Genomic DNA, 19,971 nt, shown 5'->3' on the forward strand with positions numbered 1-19,971 from the left:
GCTGAACAGATGTTTTCCAGCTGTCGCCGCCAGCGACGCCGGTGAGGTGAACAGGCCAGCGTACAACGTGGTCAGATATGCGGGCATTTCTCATTTCGGGGAAGAATTGCCAGTGTTGGGAAGGTGCATACTCAGCAGTATGAGGCATAGATCACGCGCTACGTGAACGCACAATCATTCTCCTGACCAGATGTTTCTCCGCCGCGCTGCCGGGCGTTGGCGGAGTCGTAACTCTGTCTTCGTCTCCGGCGCCTTATTTGAGTTCAGTGAGCCGACTTCAAACGGAGGAATCTGTGCTACCACACGTGACCGTGATCCACCGCGTACGTGGTGTCGATGTTCCGTATACCGAGCGTATCGATCACGTTCGCAATCTTGTCACCTATGTTTGCGCGAGCGGCTTGCCCGACGGCATACCCGAGCAGGCGGCGGCGGTCACGGTTCTCGACGGCGCGACTTCGGTGCACGGTGCCGTGCGCGATCTCGCGGCACGGTTCGGCACGCCGGAACGCATTGTCGCACTGCACGAGTTCGACCTACTCCCGGCGGCGGAACTGCGCGCGGAATTCGGCATCCCCGGTGACCGGGCGGAATACGTCACCCGGTTCCGCGACAAGCTGACGATGGCCCAGGCGGTCGCCGCGCGGAACGTCTCCGTTCCCGCATTCCGCGCCGCACCCGACCTGTCCTCGGTCGCCGAATTCGCCGCGGAGTCCGGTTTCCCGATCATCGTCAAGCCCAGATTCGGCGCCGGCAGCCGCGATGTGGTCAAGCTGAATTCGGAAGCGGATCTCGCCGCATTGCCGGACCTCGCGTCCGAACCATTTCTGGTCCAAGAATTCTGCCCGGACGAAGTCGGCGCCATCGACGGCGTGTGGACGGGTTCCCAACTCGGGCCGTGGCGCGCTTCGAAATATCTCGGAACATGCCTCGATTTCGCCAACGACGCGGAAAGCCTGGGCTATATCGAGGTCGACGATCCCGCATTGACCGGTACATTGACCGAGTTCGCCGAATCGGTTCTTTTCGCACTCAGCCCTGGTGTCCCGACCGTATTCCATCTCGAATTCTTCGTCGGCGGCGACGGCGATTCTCCCCGCGTCCAGTTTCTGGAGGTCGCGGCGCGCGCGTGCGGCGGGCAAACCACCCACATGTGGCGCGAGGTGCACCGGTACGACCTGCTCGGCGCGGCGGTCGACATCCAGCTCGGCCGGACGCCCGCCACGGCGCCGCTCACCGACGGCGAGGTGGTCGCCGAACTGCTCATCCACCCGCCGGTGACGCCGCCGTGCCGGGTGGTGGACGTGCACTGGGCGGTCCCGGAGGCCTACGCCCCGTACCACTGCTCGATTCCGCAGGTGGGGTCGGTGATCACCGAAACGTTCGGCTATGCCGATATCGGTGCGGCATTCCGCATCCGCGGAAAGTCGACCGCGGAAGTACTGGAATCGGTGCGGCGCACCGTGGCCGGGTTCCGAATGATGTGCACGGCGCTCGATTCACCTGTCGCGGCGGCGGTCGCCTGATCTGCTCGGACTTCTCTCGTGTCTCGGCTCTCCGTAGCTCTGCCGCTGCCGGGTCCGCAGCGCATGCTGACCCTGATCACCGCGGCGTCCGCTGTCTCCAGCGGAATCTATTTGTCCACCGTGGTCCTGTATTTCACCAGGATCGTGCGCATTTCGCCGATACGCGTCGGTGTGGGGCTCAGCATCGCCGGCGCCGCCTGCGTTGTCGGCGGAGTACTCGTCGGCAAACTCTCGGATCGGCATGATCCGCTGCTGGTATTGCGTCGCAGTCTGATCGTCGCCGCTCTCGCCACGCTCGGATTTCTCGCGGTCGACGGATTCGCGATGTATTTGCTCGTCGTTCCCGCGGCGGCCGCGGGGCAGGCCTGCGTGCAATTGCTGACCACGGCGATCATCACCAAGATCGGCACCGACCGGGCCAACGAGTTCCGGGCGTACACGCGGTCGGTGCTCAACGTCGGCATCGCCGTCGGCATCGGGATGTCCGCGCTGGCGGTGCAATTCGACTCCGCCCTGCTCTATCGCGCGGCGATCGTCGTCGGAGCGATATTTCTCGCCCTGGCGGCGCTGCTGGTCGGCCGACTGCCCGCGCTGCGACCCGTCGATGCCGAGTCGCCCGGCGGCCGCAGCCGGTGGGCGGCATTACGCGACCGGCCGTATCTGGCATTGACGGCGCTCGACGGTGTGCTGTCGCTGCAATACCGCGTCCAGTCGGTCGCCATTCCCTTGTGGATCATCGGCGCGACCACGGCGCCGCGCTGGTCGATCGCCACGCTCGACATGCTCAACATCGCCATCGTCGTGTTGTTCCAGGTCCGCGCCAGCAGGCGCGTCCTCGACGTCCCAGCGGCGGGCGCGGCGCTGCGGCGCTGCGGCTGGGCGTTCCTGATCGCCTGCGTCCTGTTCGCGTCCGCGCGCGGCCACGGGGGATGGATCGCGGTGCTCATCCTGGTTGCGGGCGGCGCGATCCTGAGCGTGGGAGAGCTGTGGCAGACGGCGGGCGGCTTCGAAGCGTCGAACCTGCTCGCCCCGCCGCAGGAAATCGGCGCGTACCTGGGTGTTTTCAGCATCGGCTTACGAATGGCCGACACCGTCGGCCCGGCGCTGCTCGCTTGGTTGTGCGTCGATGTCGGCGTCGTCGGCTGGTACATCACGGGATTCGTCCTGCTGGCCGCCGGGCTGCTGTCCCCCCTCGTCGTCGCTTGGGCCGAATCGACCCGCGACAGGTACGCGCTCGCTCCGGCGTCGTGAAGCCGGACGCGAAACCCCGGTACTGGCATTGGAAGGAACCATCCCGATGGAAGCGACGATCGACATCCGGATCACCGAGGCGGATCTGGCCGAAGCACTGCGCACGGATGTCATGACCGGACTGTCCGGACCGCGGAAATGGCTGCCGCCCAAGTGGTTCTACGACGCCCGTGGCAGCAAGCTGTTCGAGGCGATCACCGACCTGCCCGAGTACTATCCGACCCGCACCGAGCGCGCGCTGCTGCACGCTTGCGCTCAGGAGATCGCGGTCGGGGCCTCCGACGCGACGGAGCTGATCGAACTCGGTTCGGGATCCTCTGAGAAGACCGGTCTGCTGCTGCGTTCGTTCAGTGCACACGGCTCGTTGCGCTCGTATGTGCCCTTGGACGTCTCCGAGTCCGCTCTGCGGGACGCGGTCGGGTGGATCAACGCGGAGTTCCCCCGGATCGAGGTCCACGGCCTGGTCAGTGATTTCACCAACGGGCTCGACTGGCTGCCACGCCGTGGGCGGAGAATCGTCGCGCTGCTCGGCGGCACGCTGGGCAACCTCGTCCCGGCGGAGCGAGCCGAGTTCTTCGGGCGCCTGCACAACGTGCTCGAGCCGGGGGAACAGTTGCTGCTGGGCGTGGGCCTGGTGACCGATCCGGCCGTCATGGTGCCCGCCTACGACGACGCCGCGGGCGTGACCGCCGAGTTCAACCGGAACATCCTGCACGTGCTGAACAACCGGCTCGGCGCGAACTTCGAACCCTCGCGGTTCGCGCACGTCGCCGTGTGGGATCCCGGCAACCGGTGGATCGAGATGCGGTTGGAGGCCACCGCCGACATGACGGTCACCGTCGCGGACCTGGATCTGATGCTCGAGTTCGCCGCCGGTGAGCAGATGCGCACCGAGATCTCGGCGAAGTTCCGGCTGGCGGACTTCCACGCCGAGCTGGCCGCTGCCGGGCTCCCGGCGCAGCGATCCTGGACCGATCCCGCCGAGCGCTTCGCCGTGGTGCTCGCGGGCAGATGAGCGACGTCATCACGGCGGGCGGGGCGACGTTCGCCGAACGTCCCCGGCTGCGGTCCGGCACGGGCCGGTGGATCATGGCCGCCGCCGTGCTCGGCTCGGCGCTGGTCTCCCTCGACACCACCGTGGTCAATCTCGTCGTGCCGCGGATCGGGGCGGACCTCGACGCCGACATGGTGGATCTCCAATGGGTGGTGAGCGGCTACACCCTCGCCTTGGCGTCGCTGATCCTGGTGGGCGGGGCGTTGGGTGACAGGTACGGCCGTCGCGCGGTATTCGTCTGGGGCAGTGTGGTCTTCGCGCTGTCCTCGGCGTGGTGCGGAGTCGCGCCGGACGTCGCGACGCTGGTGGCGGCGCGGGTGGTGCAGGGGGTCGCGGGTGCGCTGATCACGCCCGGCAGTCTCGCGCTGATCGCGGCGTCGCTGGATCCGCGTGATCAAGGCGCGGCGATCGGCATGTGGTCCGGTCTCGGGGGCGTGGCGGGTGCGGTGGGGCCGATCGTCGGCGGCTGGCTGGTGGAACTGGCCGGATGGCGCTCGGTGTTCCTGATCAATGTCCCGTTGGCCGTGGCCGTGGCCGTCGTGTCGATGCGTCGCGTCCCGGAGTCCCGAGATCCGTACGCGCCGCCACGGCCGGATCTGCTCGGTACGGCGGTGATTGTCACCGGCCTGGTGGTGCTGACCTACGGCTTCATCGCGGGGAAGGTGGGGATCCAGGCCGTTGGTGCGGTGTTGGTGGCCGTCTTCGTGATCGTGCAGACCCGCGTTCGCAACCCGCTGGTGCCGCCCGCGCTGTTCCGATCGCGGCAATTCACCGCGGTCAATCTGGTGACGTTGCCGGTGTACGCCGCTCTGGGATGTGTGCTGTTCCTGCTGCTGCTCCAGTTGCAGATCGTCGCCGGGTATTCGCCTCTCGTCGCCGGAACCGCGATGATCCCGATCACCGCGATCATGCTGCTGTCGTCGGGCTGGATCGGGCGGTGGACGCAGCGGCACGGCGCGCGCCTGCCGATGACCATCGGGCTCCTGTTGTCCGCCGCCGGATCGATGTCGCTGGCCGGGATCGGCGCGGACGGTTCGTATGCCACCGCGGTGCTGCCCGGCGTCCTCCTGCTCGGCGCGGGCATGGCGATGTTCGTGGCTCCGTTGACCGAATCCGTGTTCGCGTCGGTGCCGACCGAGGAGGCGGGCATCGCCTCCGGGGTCAACAACGCGATCGCCCGCATCGCCCAGTTACTCGCCATCGCCGCGATCCCCGGCCTGGTCGGCATCTCCCGTACGCCGCTCACCGACGGCGTCGCGTTCGGCGCGGGCTACCGCGCGGCCATGTGGATCTGCTCGGCCCTGTTCGCCTCGGGCGCCACACTCGCCGCGACCCTCATGCCTCGACCGGCAAGGGCCACGGTGGCCGCCCCACCTGCGGCGCGATGGCCGAGCGACATGCTTCCCTTTTCGGCGGACGCGGTGGACATCGGCGAGTCGCGGACGACCCCGTCGCGAGGTCGTCGGCTGGGCCGCGGCCGGGGTCCGCGTCGGCAACCGGGCGGCGGCCCGTCGGGCCACGACGTTCGCCGCCCGCGACCTACCCACTCGACCGCGCGGCCGGAAAACCGCTCCGGTCGACGTATGCGGAACGAGTGAGTGCGGGTCGGCCGCTTACGCCGTGCGTGCGGGTCGGCACGCGTTCGCGCCACTCGGACGGTGCAGCGCGGCCGGAACGGAAGTCCGTTCAAATAGCAAGCGGGGGTGACACCGCGACGGGCTGGTCAGGTGGTTCGTAGGTCCGCCATGCCTCGGCCAATCGGCGTGCGGCTTCGCGCAGGTCGTGGGGTTCGGCGACGAAACTGATCCGTATGCGGTCGATGCTGCCGCCGGAGGCATCCAGCCCGGCGCCGGGCAAGATCGCGACCCCGTGTCGCAGTGCGCGCTGAGCGAAGGAGGCGCCATCCCCATGGGGCAGTCGGATCCACAGCGTCTGGCCACCGGACACCGTGGGGATGTCCCATTTCGGTAGCCGCGCGGCCAGTTCGGCCACCAGCAGGTCGTGACCTTCTCTGCGCTGCTGCGAGATTCGTTCCCGCAATCGGTCGAGATCGCGGAGCAGCCAGGTGGCGGCCAACTGTGCTGGGATGTTGCCGCCGAGATCGTGCACCGCGCGCAGCCGAGACAACCGGGCGATCACCGGGACCGGTGCCCGCACCCAACCGACACGCAACCCGCCCCAGACGACCTTGCTGAGCGAACCGATGGATATCACCGATTCGTCATAGTGGGCCAACGGCGGTGGTGGCGGATCGGTGCCAGGGAATCCGAGATCGGCCAGCACCTCGTCATCGACCAAAGGCACCGCGGCCCTTCTCGCCGACTCGACCAGGGCCCGCCGTCCCGGCGCGGGAAGCACCGTCCCTGTGGGGTTGTGGCATGTCGCAACGACATACGCGAGCGCCGCCGAGGTTACCGTGCCCAAGCCGACCGGGCCTGTCCGCAGTACCGTCGCGGCCTCGCGAAACGCCTCGAGCGCGCCCGGGTACGTCGGCGCCTCGACCAGGACGTGGTCACCGGGCCGGAGCAGCGCGCGGGCGAGTAGCGACAGCGCGTGTTGTCCGCCGCCGGTGACGAGAATCTGCTCCGGATCGGTCGGCACGCCACGCGCTCGATATCGGTCGGCAATCGCCCTGCGCAACAGCGGATGTCCGGTTGGGTGGTAACCGATGTCGCCCTCGACCGCGGCGAGCTCGGGCGCGATGTGCCGATATGCCTGGGCCAACTCGGGCGGCGGTTTCCCCGGAGCGGCACAAGCGAGCGCGATGACATCGGCGCTCGGCTCGAGCAGTTGCAAAAAGGCCGGGGAATGGGTGGTCTCGCGAGCCGGGACCGTCTCGGGTCCCGCGACCCGGGTGCCACTGCCCTGGCGGCGCACCACGCGACCATCCGCGCCGAGCAGATCGTATGCCGCTACCACCGTACTGCGCCCGACCGCGAGAGCCTTCGCCAGTTTGCGCTCGGGCGGCAGCCGCATACCCGACCGCAGCTCACCGTCATCGATCAACGCCCGCAGTCGCCGCGCCAGCAGGACATAGAGCGGACCTCGGTCGGTCGACCAGCGACCGAGCCGATCAGCAAGTTCCATTGGCTCCATATGCAAACCAATTTTGCCTGATTGGCTCTAGGGTCTCGACCTCGCCACGGCGACGATGAACCCATGAGCAAGATCTCCATTACCGATGTCGTCGACGACCTGAGCGGTCCTTGGCAGCCGCGCGACCTGGCCACCGCCAACGACGCCGTGGTGCGCATCGCTCGCCTGCACGGCGCATTCCCCTGGCATCACCACGACGAAGACGAGCTGTTCCTCTGCTGGAACGGCACCTTCCGCATCGAAATGCAGGACCATGCGGCGGTAACACTTGGTCCCGGCGAGATCTTCGTGGTTCCTCGCGGAGTCGAACACCGACCGGTGGCCGAGGAACCAGCTCACGCGATCATGATCGAACGGCCGGAAACCAAGCAATACGGCAATTAGCCGAGGACGCGCGCGACAGCGGTAGAAGCTGCGACGCGCTGAGTGAACTGTCAGTGCGGCTCCCTATGCCGCGGCAGCCTGGTCAGCTCCTCGTGGTACCGGGGCGGCGTAGTAGGCGCGACAGGAATGAGTCAGGGAAGTAGCCACAGTCGTTCACAAGGCAGCCGATCATATTCAATGCTTTGATCGCCGACTTCGAATGCCGATACTTCCGGACAGTGACTCTCGGGCCACTTTCGCAACAGGTTTCGGACTGCTGTTCGACAAGCTACGTAGTCGAATACGCCGGCAGGTCCGGTAAACCTGATGTGGACGTCGGGTTCGCGGGGAAGCGGGGATTCCGCTGAAGAGGTGTACACCTGTCGTCACGCAGCTTCCGGTGGCCTACTCCGCATCCGGACCGCTGGTCTTCTCGCAGGGTAGGAGTGCGTTGACAACCCTGGCGGAACGATCATGGTCGGGCTGCTGGCCGGTGATGAGCCCGAGGTAGGTATAGGACTCCATGACGCGGACCAGTACGTACGGCAGATCTTCGGAAGGAATCGACGACTGCAGGCGACCGGCGGCGGTCTCCTCGCGGACGATCTCGGCGATCAGCTCGATCAGTCGAGCCTCGAAACCGGACGCTTTGGTTGTCAGCAGGCGCAGGGCCAGTTCGCCCTCGCGGTCGATGAAGCGCTGCATGCCCGGATTCGTGTTGACGGCGCGCATGGCCTCGTTCATGACGGCTGCGGCGGGGGACTGACCGGGCGCGGCGGGAGGTCCGGAGTGGCAGTGGGTCTTCCGCGAGCGGGTGAGGGTCGGTTCGATCAGTGACCAGAGGATCTCGGTGAGCAATTGGTCGCGGGAGCCGACCCAGCGATACAGGGTGGCGCGGTCAACGGCGAGCTCCTTGGCCAGCGCTTGCATGTCCACACGGTCGCCGGCGAGGAAGGTTTTGCGGGCTTCGCGGAAGGCGTCGAGAGCGGTCGGACGCGACGTCGCGGTGCCGTCGAGATGGCGCCGCAACGGTGTGTCGGCGGAGCGGGGGTCCTGCCTTGGCATCCTGCGCACCTCCCTGCGGTTGTCTCGGAATGCATGCCGACTGGCACAGTATGCTACATTTCGGAGAAACATTGCAAGAAAGCTACGGATTATTATTCTGGTGCAACACTGAACTATCCGCCACTTCGGCCTCCTGACCCGAACCCGGTGTCATGAGCCGTCTTTGAGCACAATCGTGCAGGTTTGAAGGGACAACCGCCGATCTGACGCATTTGGTCTCGGCGGCTGCGCTGCGCAGTTACATGTCTTGTCGAGCCAGGTCACGCCGTTCGGGCGAGTGTGTCGAAGCGGTGGCGGAGGTGTTCGGCGTCCTCGCCGTGGGTGTGGGTGGCGGCGGCGCGGACGGGGCGTAGTTCGGCCAGGAGGCGTGGGGAGTTGACGGGGCCTTCGAGGAGGGTGAGGGCGGTGTGTGCTTCGGTGATGGCGGAGGTGGTGTCGCCGAGGCCCGCGAGGGCTGCGGCGTAGTAGGCGCGGTACGAGGCTTCGTCGCGGGGGAAACAGCTCTCATGGCCGACGCTCTCGCGGTACAGCTGCACCGCCCGGCTGTGGTGTCCGAGCATGCCGAGTCCTCGCGCCTCGTGGGCGCGCAGTTCGGCCTCGGTGACGTGCTCCAGCCATGCCGGGTCGTCCGGGCTGTCGAGCCCGCGATCGGCTTCGCGCCAGACTCGCGCCATCGCGCGGCTGAACTCCTGCTCGTCGCCGACGGCCGCGTAGGCCGTTGCCTCCTCGGCGGCCTTCAGTGCGTTCATACGAGCCGACGGTATGCCCCTGACGAGTTCTGTCGAACGTCGTGCGAGGCGCACGGGCTCGGCGAAGGAAGCGGGCGAGGACGCGGTGAGATTCGCGAGATCGCCGAGGGCGGCGGCCAATAAGGCATTGTCACCGCACTGTTCGGCGAGTAAGACCGATTCCGTGAGGTGCCGCCGGGCCGTGCCGGGGCGATTACTGTCGCGAGCCAACCATGCAACGGTATTCGACAGCCATCCCGTCGCACTGACCAATTCGGCACCTATGCGGTCGCCGTAGGACCTCGAGTCCAGTAGCCGCCGTACGGAGGCGTATTGCCCTGCTGCGTAGTGGAATATCGCGCCGCCACCGCGATGATGGTCGTGCTCCCAGAGTCGTTCGGTGAGTATGCGGATATACGTGATATGCCCGGTGCCGACCCGAATCGGTTCCGCGTTCCTGCTCGGCGGTATGGAGACACCCGCCACCGCCGTCATTGTCGCTGCCAGGCCGAATTGTCTGCGGTCCACGTCATCGACTCCTTCGCAGGCCCCGTTGTCGATGGTCCCCGTATCGGGGGTAGCGAGCAAGAGGGGCAGCAACGCGGTGCGCGGAACGCCCAGCGCGTCGGCGGCGCGGACCAGTTCGCGAATGTCGAAGATGGTTCCTACTTCTCCGCGCTCGACTCGTCCAGCGTGGGTGCGGTCCCAGTGCAGCAGCGCTCCGAAATTGGCTTGGGATAGCCCCATTTCTTTGCGGACGAGGGCGAGGGCTCGACCTGGTTGTCCCTCGGCGAGCAACTTGCGGAAGCGCGGCGACTTCCATATGCCGTCGATCTCGTTGTCCGACACTTTCGTCCCCCTGACCCGAAATCCGATGTTATGAGCGGACTTTAAGCACGATCGCGCAGGTGGGGAGCGACAACCGCAGATATCGCGCACCTGGTCTCGTGCGCTTGACAGCGTGGCTATCCGCCTCCTGTTCCTCGAGGCTCAGGATGCGCGCGCCGTCGGGGTGATGCCGTGCGGGGCACGGCACTCCGGACGCGGTGAGCCGCGAGCGGTGGCGAAAGCCCCCGGCGGCGGGCGCTCCCATCGAACGAGAGGTGATCATGAAGCCGAAAGTGGTCGGGTACCTGCGCCGCGACATCTCCGGCCAGCGCACGCGCAGGCACGAAATGGAAATCCGGGCGCTGGCGAAGGCGTCGGGCTTCGACCTGGCACGAACGCTGGTCGCGGGCCCGACCGCACCCGCTTCGCTCGCTGCGCTGCTCACCGTGGTCGGCCGCGTCGGTGCGTTCGCGATGATCACTCCCGCGCTCGACCATGTGGAATTCCGTGCGGACGAGATCATGGCGGTGTGCGCGCTGATCACTCTCGAATCGCGGCACGCCCCGCCGCGTGGTTTCGCTCGGCGTCCGCCCTCCGCACCACACCGTGGCTTCCCGGGCCGCGCGCAGTCGATCGAAAGCACTTCCGCTCTCGCTTCGTCGCGCGGTCGCTGATACCCGAATCTCACGGCCCGCGCGGGCGCGAGCCCTCGCCGCGAGAAACAGACCGTTCGGTAGTAGGTTGCCCTTCATGAGACGTCGGCATCCGGCCGGAGCTTTGCTCCGGCTGGCTGCCGGGCCGCTGCCGGGCGGTTCGTGGCAGGTGAAGGTGAGGGTTCATGGCCGAGTGCACGCCGACTCTGGTCGCGATCTATGACGTCGGTTATTCGCCGGAACGCCGAGTAGCCGAATTCAGGTTGGTTCCTGGCGGTGGCGTGACGCTCACGGTGACCGATCGTGACGGATGCCCGATCGCCGAAAGGTGGTACGAGCGCGGTGTCAAGGCTTTCGACCCGCCCGGGCGAATAACGCCGGACGAAGGTCCGTCCTTCCTGCGTGCGCTGCTCGACGCGCCGGAGATGAGCTATTACCGCGTCGTCGATGAAACCCCGGTCGAGCCGAAGCGGCCCTGCGTCCACACGCCTTGGTCCGCGCTGCTCGCGCCGGGTTCGGATGGCGCGGCCCCGCCGCCCTCTCGGTGAGAGACGCTGTCACCCCTCTACTTCGCAACATCACCCGGCGCTTGACCAGAACTCTCGATCTGGGCACCCAGAGCGCGGCAGGCACCTACCGGCGCACCAGCCGCACGCTGGACCTCGGCGCTCGCGAGTTCCGGGACGTCGACGAGCGGTCCTCGCACCTGGTGGAAGAGGCGCGCACCCAGGTACAGCCGCATCCGGCACAGGTGGCTCGACAGCGAACGTGGGACTACCAGCCGAGCGCGACCGAATCGGCGATGAGCGCGCGTCGGCTGACCACCGACGTCGGGTTCGACGGTGACATGCGGGACAAAGCGCTGAGAAGCTCCACGACAGTGCAGAAGATGCTTTCCGACGACGGTGAACTCAACGTCTACAAACCGATCCACGGTGAGCAATACGACGCGGGATTGCCCTTCGTGCACGCTCCCGGCGCGCTGACGAGCCGGGAGATCGCGGCATATCGCGTCGATGAACTACTGGGCTTCGGTCGGGTGCCTCCGACGGCTCGGACGGACGGTGTGATCGGACCCGACGGCAGAGCGTCCGGCCCCGGCATGATCCAGCAGTTCGTCAAGTCCGAGCCTGCCAAGCCGGTGGGCGAATATCCGAAAGCGCAGCAACAGCAGGTCGCGGTGCTCGACTACATCATCGGCGCCATGGACCGGCATCCCGGCAACTACCGCACCGTGGAACGTAACGGGCAGCTGGAAGTGGTCGCTATCGACCACGGTCGATCGTTTCCCCTGTCGACCCGACCGCTGGAGATCAATATCGATTCCGATTTCGTCATGGCGCAGAAGGGTGAGCGCCTCGAAGGGGATGTGCTCCGCGCGGTCCAAGGCGTGGATATGGACCGATTTCGAGCGGCGCTCGGAGACGCCGGTCTGCACGAGAATGCCGTCAACGGTGCGGTGACCCGGCTGGAGAAAATACGCGAGCTCGGCATGATCCCGGCCGACGCCAGGGTCTTGCCACCCTGATCCGCTGGATCATACGGCCTGCGGGTGCGGGCGCCGTTCGATCGTGTTCCGCGCCCGTGCCCACACTTCCTCCGCTTCGAATTCCGCGGCCTGCCAGGAGTCGGTGGCCAGACCGACTCGGCCGCGCCACTTCCGCATGATGTCGGCGTGCACCGGCCAGCGCACGAACCGCCGCATGTCCTGCTCGGTTTCCCACACCGAGATCGAGCCGCCGCGCGACTCCGACGGCCGGGCCCACAACCACAGGCCGACCGCGCCGTGCATCACCGGCCAGTTCCGGCCCAGTCGCATTCCCGTCTTGTAGATCGCCTGGACGTCCTCTTCGGAGGCGGCCAGAAAGTCGGTCACGCTGACGAACACCGGGCCCCGGCTGTCGTGCAGCGGCCCGGCCTGCCAGGGCATCAGCACGGTTCCGTCGGAAAACGGCTGTTCATCCGTGCCGCTGTGCCGGTCGCCGGAACGGTTCTCGCCAGAGTTAGTAAGCATGAGTAGATGATATGCACACGCTTATTGAATTGCCAACCCTTACCTCCTGGTCTTCGCGGCCGGCGGTAATCGAACCCGCACCGTCCCGCGCCTACCACCGGCAGTGCTCCGGTTTGTCTATCGATCGACTGGATCCGAGTGGTCGCACAGCGGGCGTCTTGCTGTAGTCGGTCAGAGTCGGCACTATTGCTTCCGTATGCCCCTGACTCCTGATATCGCCCTCGACAGCCTCGACGGTCTATCCGTTGGCGACGCATTGGGCGCCCAGTTCTTCGTGCCCGACCGCTCCCTATCCGACCTTCTCGCCGGGCGCCCGCCGACGGCCCCGTGGCAATGGACCGACGACACCGAGATGGCCTGCTCGGTCTATTCGGAAATCCGCAACCGCAGCTACATAGACCGCGATGCGCTCGCGGCCGTATTCGCCGACCGCTGCGAGCCCTATCGCGGCTACGGTGGCGGCACAGTCGTCGTGCTGCACCAGATACGTGACGGACGCCCCTGGGCCGAGGCCGCAGGCTCATCGTTCGACGGTCGTGGTTCGTGGGGAAACGGAGCCGCGATGCGGGTCGCCCCACTTGGGGCGTACTTCGCCGGGAACCCGGACCGGGCCGCAGCGCAGGCCGCGTTGTCCGCCGAAGTCACCCATCGGCATCCCGAAGCGATCATCGGCGCCATGGCGATCGCCGTCGCGGCGAGCCATGCCGCGGCCACTCGCGAAACTGGCTGTACACCAATGGAGTTGCTATCCGCCGTCGAGCCATACCTGGTCGACGGACTGACCGCGACAGGTGTCCGCCGAGCTCGAAAACTATTGGGCAAGACGGTAGCCGAAGCGGCCTACGAACTCGGCAACGGCGCCCAGGTCAGCGCTCAGGACACGGTGCCGTTCACCTTGTGGGCGGCAGCAACCTATCTCGCCGACTATCCGGCCGCCATCACCGCATGCGTCGAAGCGGGTGGAGATGTGGACACCACAGCAGCGATCGTCGGTGGCATCGTGGCGGCCCATACGGGAACAGGGAATCGAGATCACGTCCGCGGAATACCACAGCAGTGGCTGCTCGCGCGTGAGCCTCTTCCTTCGTGGGCGACAATGTAGCCCGGTCAGCGGGCTGAGCACTAATGTCATTCGCCCGCAGGTGCACGCCGCTTGTCCTCGGTCAGCTCAGCCAGTATCCCGAGTCCGCAGCTGCCCTCAGCGCGCCGATATCTACCGGCAAGGCGAGGCGTAGGTCGTAGGTGGGCCATGTCAGCGTCAGCTTGTCATCCCATCGTTCTCGTGGCCACCAGTATTCGAGAGTCCACACGTACTCCCATGGCTCGCTGGTTTGCGGCTCGCCACCTCGCGTTGGAAGTCGACCGGAACTGAGCTGAATCTCACCGTGACCTGACTCGACCGAGATGAACTCGCGCTCATGCCCTTTCGTAGGCTGGATCGTGGCGAACAGGGACTTGGAGTCCTGATACTCAGGCCTTTCGCCGTCAGGCGCTAGGCGTATACGCAAGAGACAGCCGACGGGATAAACCTCGGCTGGCCATAGCGCCCAAGAGACCCTTGCAGTTCGGCCTGCCGTCAGCCGGCCCACCAGTACCGGAATCGCCGTGTTCGTCATCGCGGGTAGCTTACAATAAAAGGATTGGCCGAATTGTCCTGAACTCCATGTGAAGTCAAGAACTTGACGTGCACGCCCACGCTCACCTGCTCGCCCGTGGTGTAGGGATATATGACAGTTTTCGAGGCCCTGCTACCGCCGAAGGACGATGTCGTCGACTTGGAGTTCAATCCGACTGGAGTCAGCGTGACCTCCATTCCTGTGGCCCCCTGCGTATTGACGAGGTCATACGTCAGGGCGATGCGCCCTTGGTCGAACGGTCGCAGCGTGATGTTGACCGAGCCTGCCGGCCCCTGCTGGTAGTACTCCGGAGCGGCCGATGCGGCCGGAGCAACAAAAAGTGATCCCAGCATTGCGAGACCTGTTGCTATGGCGAGAAAGAATATCCGAACATGTCTTGGGCTGGAAGCCCCGCCTACAGCGGGCCTCGATATGGCCGCCTCGCTTACCGCCTGAGACGCCGGTCGGTGAAAACCCGCCTCGCGCAACGCCGCCGAACCTTGAACAGTGAACATCATGACGACCCTCCGTCAGCATGATGGGGATCGTTGACCGCACCGTCTCGGCTCCCCCACAAACTTGGTTGTACGGGTTTAGACGCCGACCATCGCGTATTGGTTCCATCGAATGTTCGATGAATATTTCTGTGTCTCTTGGGTGGGTGCGCCGAGAGACCGCTGGGTTCTGTTGTCGGCACCGGGGTGGTCCGTCGGTTGGCGACCTACGGGGTCACTAGGGCGGCGGCTGGAACGGTTTCCGGAGTGAGGCGTCCGTCGACCATCTGGTAGACGGCGTTCATGCGGTGCAGGTGGGTGCGGTCGTGGGTGACCAGGAGGGTGGCGGCCTCGTGTTCGTGGGCGACGGACAGGATCAGGTCGATCACCGCGGCGCCGCGTTCGGTGTCCAGTGCGCTGGTGGGTTCGTCGATCACCAGGAGGGACGGTGCGTTCATCAGGGCGCGGGCGATGTTCACTCGTTGCCGTTGACCGCCGGACAGTTGCGCGGGGCGCTTGTCTCGCTGGTCGGCGAGCCCGACCGAGTCCAGTAGTGCCAGTGCGCGTTCGCGGGTCGTGCAGCGGTGTCGGCGTGACGTGATGATCCGCTGCCCGAGATGCGCCATCGCCTCGAGTTGCTCGACGGCGGTGAGTGCCGGGATCAGGTTCGGTTGTTGGAAGACGATGCCGATCGACGAGCGACGCAGTGCGGCGGCTTCGCGACGGGTCACGTCAGCGAGATCGATTGTGTCCCGGGGTGTTACGAGACGGACGCGCCCGGATTCCGGGCGGATCAGAGTGGCTGTCACGGCCAGCAGGCTGGACTTGCCGGAGCCGGACGGGCCGGTGATGGCGGCGATCTCGCCGCCGCAGACCCGCAGGTTCACTCGGTCCAAGGCGGTGAGCCGGCCGGTGCCGTCGGGGTAGGTGAGCGTCACGTCCGCGAGGGTGAGCGTGGTGGTGGGTGTCATCGGAACTCCGTGCTGAGGGCGGTCGGGCGGTTCGGGTGCGCTGATGAGGCGATCCGGGTGCGGCGGTTGGCGATCGTGCCGTGCGCAGGCCTGCGGTTCAGCGGCCCGCGCCGAGCGCGGTGAGCGGGTCGGCGGTGAACAGGAAGCGCAGGGCGAACGCCGCGCCGAGCAAGCCGAGCAGGATCAGCGCGAGCGAGGGAAGCAGCGTGGTGGCCGGGCTCAGCACGAACGGCACCGCATCGCCGAGCAAAGCCGCCGCGGCGACGGTGATCCCGAGGCCGGTCGCGATACCGGCCGTGAGCACGGTGGCGGCTTGGACGAGTGCGTCGCGGACGAGCGACCCCGAAGTCGCCCCCAGCGCTTTCAGTGTGGCGATGTCGGGCATCCGCTGAATCGTCCACACGGTGAAGAACGCGCCGATCACCAGCGCGGAGATGGCGAACAGCAGGGCGGTCATCAGGGTGAGCGAGCCGTTTTCGGCCTGGTAGGAGCCGATCGCCGAGCGCGCTCCCGACAAGTCGGTGGTCCGGGTGTGCGCGGTGGCGTTCACCGCTTCCGGATCGGTCGCCCCCGAGACCGCGAGCACGGTGGCCGCGCCGGAACGAGGGTTGAGCGCCTGCCAGTCGGCGAGCGTCATCCAGACCACGGGCGTATGGCTGTACCAGTCGTCGCCACGCACGGCGGACACGACGAACGCGCGGCCGCCGATCACCACGGAACCGCCGGGCGCGGCACCGAGATCGGCGGCCGCGCCGGTACTGAGCAGCACCGTGCCCGCATCGGTCGCCGGGCGGTTGCCGAATGCCGTGTCCGTGCCGAACAGGGCGACCTGCGCGGGGGCGGAGCCGTCACTGTTCGCTTTGCCGCGGGCGATGCCCACCGGTGTCACGCCGCGGGCGGCGGCGCGCCAAGTCGCGATCTGTTCTCCGGTCAGCATGGACCCGTCGAACGAGGGAGCGCCGCCGGTGTCGGCGAAGACGACGGTATCGCCGGGCAACGACTCGACGGCCGAGACGTTCTGGTGCGCGAGCCCGGCCGTGAGCCCGCTGAGGAAGCTCACCAGCACCGCCACCAGCGTGACGACGAGTGTGATCAGTGCGAACCGGCCGCGGGCGGCGCGGAGGTCTCGGAGTGCGACGAACATGTCTCCACCCTCGCGCCGCGCCGGGCCGTTTCCATCGCGCCGGGGGAGGAAGCGCGGATGAGCGAAAGTCGGCGGCGGTTTTCCGCCTTTCGATGGATGCCCCGGCGATAGCCGTACATAAGCTGACACCGTGCACTCGTCCCCGTTGACCCCGGTTTTCACCACGTTGCGGCTCGGCCTGCACGTGCTGATGACCGGTTTGGCGGTAGTGGTCGCCGTGCGCGCGGCGCTGCCCGGCGCGGCACATCCGGCCGCGACCGTCGGTCTCGCCGCGGCCTTCCTCGTGACCTATTTCGCGGGTGCGGGGTTCGCGGGGAAACGGCGCGCGATTCCGGTGTGGCTCGGTGCGCTGACGGCCCTGTGGCTCGGGCTGGCCGTACTCGCGCCGGACGCGGGTTATCTCGCGTTCGGCCTGTTCTTCCTGTACCTGCACCTGCTGCCGCGCCCATGGAATCTCTGCGCCGTGGCCGCCGCGACCGCCGTGGCGGTAGTCGGCTTCGGCCTGCATCGGGGCTGGTCGGTGGCCGGTGTGGTCGGCCCGGTCATCGGAGCCGCCGTCGCGGTCGGGATCGGGCTCGGTTATCAGGCGTTGTTCCGCGAGGCCGCGGAACGACAGCGACTGATCGACGAATTGCTCAGCACGAGAGCGATACTGGCCGAACGGGAACGCACGGCGGGCAAGCTCGCCGAGCGGGAGCGGCTGGCCGCCGAGATCCACGACACGGTCGCGCAGGGGCTGAGTTCCATTCAACTGCTGCTGCACGCGGCCGAGCGGGAAGCGCCGGATCACCCCGCGCTGCAACGGATCCGGCTGGCCAGGGAGGCGGCCGCGGAAAACCTCGCCGAGACAAGGCGACTCATCGCCGAACTGGCTCCCGCCGCGCTGGAGGGACAGTCACTGGCCGAGGCGCTGGAGCGGATCACTCAGCGCGCCGCCGCGCCCGGGTTGAATACCAGGTTCGTTGTGGAGGGTCCGCCGGAGCGACTGCCCATGCCGATCGAGGCCGCGCTGGTCCGGATCGCGCAAGGCGCGGTCTCGAACGTGATCCGGCACGCCGGTGCGGGCCGGATGCGCGTGACGCTCACGTATGCGGACGACGCGATTCATCTCGACGTGGTCGACGACGGTGTCGGCATCGCTCCCGAAGTACTCGAGCGCAGCCCGTCGGGATCGTTCGGGCTGGCCGCCATGCGATCGCGGGTACACGAGCAGGGCGGAGTCATGGCGGTCGAGTCCGAGCCGGGGCACACGGCAGTCACCGTGTCCTTTCCGCTCGACACTGTCTCGGGTTGCGCCGAACTCGAAGCGGGCGAACATGGCGCGGTGCCGCTCGCCATGGCACATCGGCCGCGCACGGAACCGGCCCGGACGGAATCAACTGCCTCGAACCCGGTCGGGCCGGTGTCCGGCAGTCAAGGCGGGCCCGAGACCGGTCCGCCCGGCCAGGGCGGAACGGACACCCGAGGCGCGGACTCGCGCGACCTCGGCGCGGAGGGTTCCGAGTGATCCGCCTGCTGCTCGCCGATGACCACGCGATCGTCCGCGCCGGATTGCGCGCGCTGCTGGACGTCGCCGACGACATCACCGTCGTCGGCGAGGCGGCCACCGCGGAGGCCGCCGTCGCGTTCTGCGCGACCACGCCGGTCGACCTCGTGCTGATGGACCTGAGTTTCGGGTCCGGCCGGTCGGGAGTCGAGGCGACCGCGCGGCTGCGTGAGTTGCCGAGCCCGCCGAACGTTCTCGTGGTCACCAACTACGACACCGACGCCGACATCCTCGGCGCGGTCGAGGCCGGCGCGTGCGGCTACATCCTCAAGGACACACCGCCCGGCGAATTGCTCTCCGCGGTGCGGTCGGCCGCGGCGGGCGACAGCGTGCTCTCGCCCGCGGTCGCGTCCAAGTTGATGACCAGGGTGCGCCGCGCCGACACCACGCTGAGCAGGCGCGAGATCGAGGTATTGCGGCTGGTGTCCGACGGTCGGTCCAACCGCGAGATCGCCAAACAGTTGTTCCTCAGCGAGACCACCGTCAAGTCCCACTTGGTGCATATCTACGGAAAACTCGGCGTGCGCTCGCGTACCTCCGCGGTGGCGCGGGCCCGCGAGCGCGGAATGCTGTGACGCGGACGCGCGCAGGAACGGCCGTTCTTCACCGGAGCCGAAGCTCCGCCGATCGACTACTGTGACCGACATCGGATTTTCTATTTTCGGGGGTTTCACATGCTGATCTGGGGCTGGCAGAAGCGTATCCACACGCTCGCCATGATCACCTTGATCTGCGGCCGCTGCGGCAATCCCGCCGCGCACGCGCTGCGCAAGCTCGTCACGAAGTTCACGCTCTTCTTCATTCCGCTCTTCCCGCTCAGCACCAAGCATCACCTGGAGTGCACGTGGTGCGGCGCATCGTCACCGGTCGCCGGACCGCAGGTGCCCGACCTCCTCGCCCGCGCGAACGCCGAGAGCATGGGCCCCGCCCAGTACCAGCAGCCCGCCGCGGGCGGCCCCAACGCCCAGTGGCCCCAGCAGTCCGCTCCCCACCCCAACCCCAACTGGCAGCGCTGACGAAAGTCCACCGGAGACAGCCAGTGGGTCGGCAGTCCGGCACGGTGCGCGCTGATCGCCTTCCACCGCGGTCGATACCGACGCAACGAGTGAATCGCGCGACCGAACTCAGCCGAACGGAGCCGATCGAACCAACCGAGCCGAGCTGTCGGGAGTCACCACCTAGGGTGAGCGGATGGCCTCTCTTTCCGATCCCGAAGTGCGCGAGTTTCTGACCCATGGCACCCGCACCGGCAAGGTGGCGTTCGTGACGGCTGACGGCAGGCCGATGGTGACGCCGGTGTGGTTCATCGTCGACGGCGACGAACTGGTGTTCAACACCGGCAAGTCCACCGCGAAGGGCAAGGCGTTCGCCCGGGACGGCCGCGTCTCGGTGTGCGTCGACCTGGAGGAACCGCCCTACGCGTCGGTCCAGTTGCGGGGCACGGTGACGCTCTCGGAAGACCCGGACGAACTGCTGCGCACCGCCACCGAGATCGGCGGCCGTTACATGGGCGCCGACCGTGCCGAGGAATTCGGCAAGCGCAACGGCGTCCCCGGCGAACTCGTCGTCCGCCTTCGCCCCGAGAAGGTGATCGCCCACTTCGACGCCACCGCCTGAGCGGG

Annotated in this window: 20 protein-coding genes; 13 read left to right on the top strand and 7 right to left on the bottom strand. The window is 67.1% G+C overall.

Annotated features, from left to right (window positions below; all coding sequences use genetic code 11):
• Window positions 1-305 precede the first annotated feature (305 nt).
• Genes ACL03I_RS05940 through ACL03I_RS05955 form a run of 4 tightly spaced genes read left to right on the top strand, consistent with a single transcriptional unit; the run spans window position 306 to window position 5,429 of the window.
• Entirely contained in the window at window positions 306-1,526 is a 1,221-nt protein-coding gene (locus ACL03I_RS05940; RefSeq protein ID WP_412805301.1) for an ATP-grasp domain-containing protein, read from the top strand.
• 18 nt (window positions 1,527-1,544) lie between these two features.
• Window positions 1,545-2,777, top strand: coding sequence for an MFS transporter (locus ACL03I_RS05945; RefSeq protein ID WP_412805302.1), 1,233 nt, complete (start codon window positions 1,545-1,547; stop codon window positions 2,775-2,777).
• 40 nt (window positions 2,778-2,817) lie between these two features.
• Entirely contained in the window at window positions 2,818-3,792 is a 975-nt protein-coding gene (gene egtD, locus ACL03I_RS05950) for an L-histidine N(alpha)-methyltransferase (protein ID WP_412805370.1), read from the top strand.
• Window positions 3,789-5,429, top strand: coding sequence for an MFS transporter (locus tag ACL03I_RS05955; protein WP_412805303.1), 1,641 nt, complete (start codon window positions 3,789-3,791; stop codon window positions 5,427-5,429). Before egtD ends, ACL03I_RS05955 begins: the two co-directional genes overlap by 4 nt.
• Before the next feature lie 88 nt (window positions 5,430-5,517).
• Here the strand turns inward: ACL03I_RS05955 and ACL03I_RS05960 are convergent, their stop codons facing one another.
• Window positions 5,518-6,918, bottom strand: a complete 1,401-nt coding sequence (locus ACL03I_RS05960) for an aminotransferase-like domain-containing protein (RefSeq protein ID WP_379250613.1) — start codon at window positions 6,916-6,918, stop codon at window positions 5,518-5,520.
• Window positions 6,919-6,990: 72 nt separating this feature from the next.
• Between ACL03I_RS05960 and ACL03I_RS05965 the strand changes: the two genes are divergently transcribed.
• Window positions 6,991-7,311: a cupin domain-containing protein gene (locus ACL03I_RS05965; RefSeq protein WP_355074789.1), complete on the top strand. Its 321-nt coding sequence runs from the start codon at window positions 6,991-6,993 to the stop codon at window positions 7,309-7,311.
• 384 nt (window positions 7,312-7,695) lie between these two features.
• On the opposite strand, the gene ACL03I_RS05970 is transcribed toward ACL03I_RS05965, so the two are convergent.
• Together ACL03I_RS05970 and ACL03I_RS05975 are read right to left on the bottom strand one after the other, a co-directional pair.
• Entirely contained in the window at window positions 7,696-8,355 is a 660-nt protein-coding gene (locus ACL03I_RS05970; RefSeq protein WP_355074787.1) for a QsdR family transcriptional regulator, read from the bottom strand.
• 260 nt (window positions 8,356-8,615) lie between these two features.
• Complete coding sequence (locus ACL03I_RS05975) at window positions 8,616-9,932, bottom strand: helix-turn-helix domain-containing protein (protein WP_412805304.1); 1,317 nt, start codon at window positions 9,930-9,932, stop codon at window positions 8,616-8,618.
• 260 nt (window positions 9,933-10,192) lie between these two features.
• Between ACL03I_RS05975 and ACL03I_RS05980 the strand changes: the two genes are divergently transcribed.
• From ACL03I_RS05980 to ACL03I_RS05990, 3 genes are all read left to right on the top strand, one after another.
• Window positions 10,193-10,585, top strand: a complete 393-nt coding sequence (locus ACL03I_RS05980; protein ID WP_412805305.1) for a hypothetical protein — start codon at window positions 10,193-10,195, stop codon at window positions 10,583-10,585.
• Window positions 10,586-10,749: 164 nt separating this feature from the next.
• Entirely contained in the window at window positions 10,750-11,112 is a 363-nt protein-coding gene (locus ACL03I_RS05985) for a hypothetical protein (RefSeq protein ID WP_412805306.1), read from the top strand.
• Window positions 11,113-11,153: 41 nt separating this feature from the next.
• Entirely contained in the window at window positions 11,154-12,092 is a 939-nt protein-coding gene (locus ACL03I_RS05990; protein ID WP_412805307.1) for a protein kinase family protein, read from the top strand.
• A gap of 9 nt (window positions 12,093-12,101) precedes the next feature.
• Here the strand turns inward: ACL03I_RS05990 and ACL03I_RS05995 are convergent, their stop codons facing one another.
• On the bottom strand, window positions 12,102-12,578 hold the full coding sequence (locus tag ACL03I_RS05995; RefSeq protein ID WP_412805308.1) for a hypothetical protein: 477 nt from the start codon (window positions 12,576-12,578) through the stop codon (window positions 12,102-12,104).
• 196 nt (window positions 12,579-12,774) lie between these two features.
• Between ACL03I_RS05995 and ACL03I_RS06000 the strand changes: the two genes are divergently transcribed.
• Window positions 12,775-13,680: an ADP-ribosylglycohydrolase family protein gene (locus ACL03I_RS06000; RefSeq protein ID WP_412805309.1), complete on the top strand. Its 906-nt coding sequence runs from the start codon at window positions 12,775-12,777 to the stop codon at window positions 13,678-13,680.
• Between the two features lie 510 nt (window positions 13,681-14,190).
• Here the strand turns inward: ACL03I_RS06000 and ACL03I_RS06005 are convergent.
• The 3 genes from ACL03I_RS06005 to ACL03I_RS06015 all read right to left on the bottom strand — a co-directional run bounded on the left by ACL03I_RS06005 (window position 14,191) and on the right by ACL03I_RS06015 (window position 16,803).
• Window positions 14,191-14,712 (bottom strand): hypothetical protein, encoded by a 522-nt coding sequence (locus tag ACL03I_RS06005; RefSeq protein ID WP_412805310.1) that lies wholly within the window; start codon window positions 14,710-14,712, stop codon window positions 14,191-14,193.
• Window positions 14,713-14,915: 203 nt separating this feature from the next.
• Window positions 14,916-15,659: an ABC transporter ATP-binding protein gene (locus ACL03I_RS06010; protein ID WP_412805311.1), complete on the bottom strand. Its 744-nt coding sequence runs from the start codon at window positions 15,657-15,659 to the stop codon at window positions 14,916-14,918.
• Window positions 15,660-15,756: 97 nt separating this feature from the next.
• The gene (locus ACL03I_RS06015; protein ID WP_412805312.1) at window positions 15,757-16,803 is read right to left on the bottom strand and encodes an ABC transporter permease; all 1,047 of its coding nucleotides are present in this window, start codon (window positions 16,801-16,803) and stop codon (window positions 15,757-15,759) included.
• Between the two features lie 130 nt (window positions 16,804-16,933).
• On the opposite strand from ACL03I_RS06015, the gene ACL03I_RS06020 reads away from it, so the two are divergent.
• The 4 genes from ACL03I_RS06020 to ACL03I_RS06035 all read left to right on the top strand — a co-directional run bounded on the left by ACL03I_RS06020 (window position 16,934) and on the right by ACL03I_RS06035 (window position 19,966).
• Window positions 16,934-18,310 carry a histidine kinase gene (locus ACL03I_RS06020; RefSeq protein WP_412805313.1) on the top strand — a complete coding sequence of 459 codons (1,377 nt, stop codon included), beginning with the start codon at window positions 16,934-16,936 and terminating at the stop codon, window positions 18,308-18,310.
• A complete protein-coding gene (locus tag ACL03I_RS06025) occupies window positions 18,307-18,924 on the top strand; it encodes a response regulator transcription factor (RefSeq protein WP_355074768.1) in 618 nt (205 codons plus the stop codon). The genes ACL03I_RS06020 and ACL03I_RS06025 overlap by 4 nt, the downstream gene beginning before the upstream one ends.
• A 99-nt stretch (window positions 18,925-19,023) precedes the next feature.
• Complete coding sequence (locus ACL03I_RS06030; RefSeq protein ID WP_412805314.1) at window positions 19,024-19,365, top strand: zinc ribbon domain-containing protein; 342 nt, start codon at window positions 19,024-19,026, stop codon at window positions 19,363-19,365.
• Between the two features lie 175 nt (window positions 19,366-19,540).
• A complete protein-coding gene (locus ACL03I_RS06035; RefSeq protein WP_355074764.1) occupies window positions 19,541-19,966 on the top strand; it encodes a PPOX class F420-dependent oxidoreductase in 426 nt (141 codons plus the stop codon).
• Window positions 19,967-19,971: the final 5 nt, after the last annotated feature.

It is taken from the genome of Nocardia sichangensis, assembly GCF_047200615.1.
Taxonomy (GTDB): Bacteria; Actinomycetota; Actinomycetes; order Mycobacteriales; family Mycobacteriaceae; genus Nocardia; species Nocardia sichangensis.

Bases quoted from the DNA above. Each gene is read 5' to 3' on its own strand.
- ACL03I_RS06005 (WP_412805310.1), bottom strand. From the start codon at position 14,712: ATGATGTTCACTGTTCAAGGTTCGGCGGCGTTGCGCGAGGCGGGTTTT.
- ACL03I_RS05960 (WP_379250613.1), bottom strand. From the start codon at position 6,918: ATGGAACTTGCTGATCGGCTCGGTCGCTGGTCGACCGACCGAGGTCCG.
- ACL03I_RS05980 (WP_412805305.1), top strand. From the start codon at position 10,193: ATGAAGCCGAAAGTGGTCGGGTACCTGCGCCGCGACATCTCCGGCCAG.
- ACL03I_RS06015 (WP_412805312.1), bottom strand. From the start codon at position 16,803: ATGTTCGTCGCACTCCGAGACCTCCGCGCCGCCCGCGGCCGGTTCGCA.
- ACL03I_RS06035 (WP_355074764.1), top strand. From the start codon at position 19,541: ATGGCCTCTCTTTCCGATCCCGAAGTGCGCGAGTTTCTGACCCATGGC.
- ACL03I_RS05955 (WP_412805303.1), top strand. From the start codon at position 3,789: ATGAGCGACGTCATCACGGCGGGCGGGGCGACGTTCGCCGAACGTCCC.
- ACL03I_RS05965 (WP_355074789.1), top strand. From the start codon at position 6,991: ATGAGCAAGATCTCCATTACCGATGTCGTCGACGACCTGAGCGGTCCT.
- ACL03I_RS06010 (WP_412805311.1), bottom strand. From the start codon at position 15,659: ATGACACCCACCACCACGCTCACCCTCGCGGACGTGACGCTCACCTAC.
- ACL03I_RS05970 (WP_355074787.1), bottom strand. From the start codon at position 8,355: ATGCCAAGGCAGGACCCCCGCTCCGCCGACACACCGTTGCGGCGCCAT.
- ACL03I_RS06030 (WP_412805314.1), top strand. From the start codon at position 19,024: ATGCTGATCTGGGGCTGGCAGAAGCGTATCCACACGCTCGCCATGATC.
- ACL03I_RS06000 (WP_412805309.1), top strand. From the start codon at position 12,775: ATGCCCCTGACTCCTGATATCGCCCTCGACAGCCTCGACGGTCTATCC.
- ACL03I_RS05985 (WP_412805306.1), top strand. From the start codon at position 10,750: ATGGCCGAGTGCACGCCGACTCTGGTCGCGATCTATGACGTCGGTTAT.
- ACL03I_RS05995 (WP_412805308.1), bottom strand. From the start codon at position 12,578: ATGCTTACTAACTCTGGCGAGAACCGTTCCGGCGACCGGCACAGCGGC.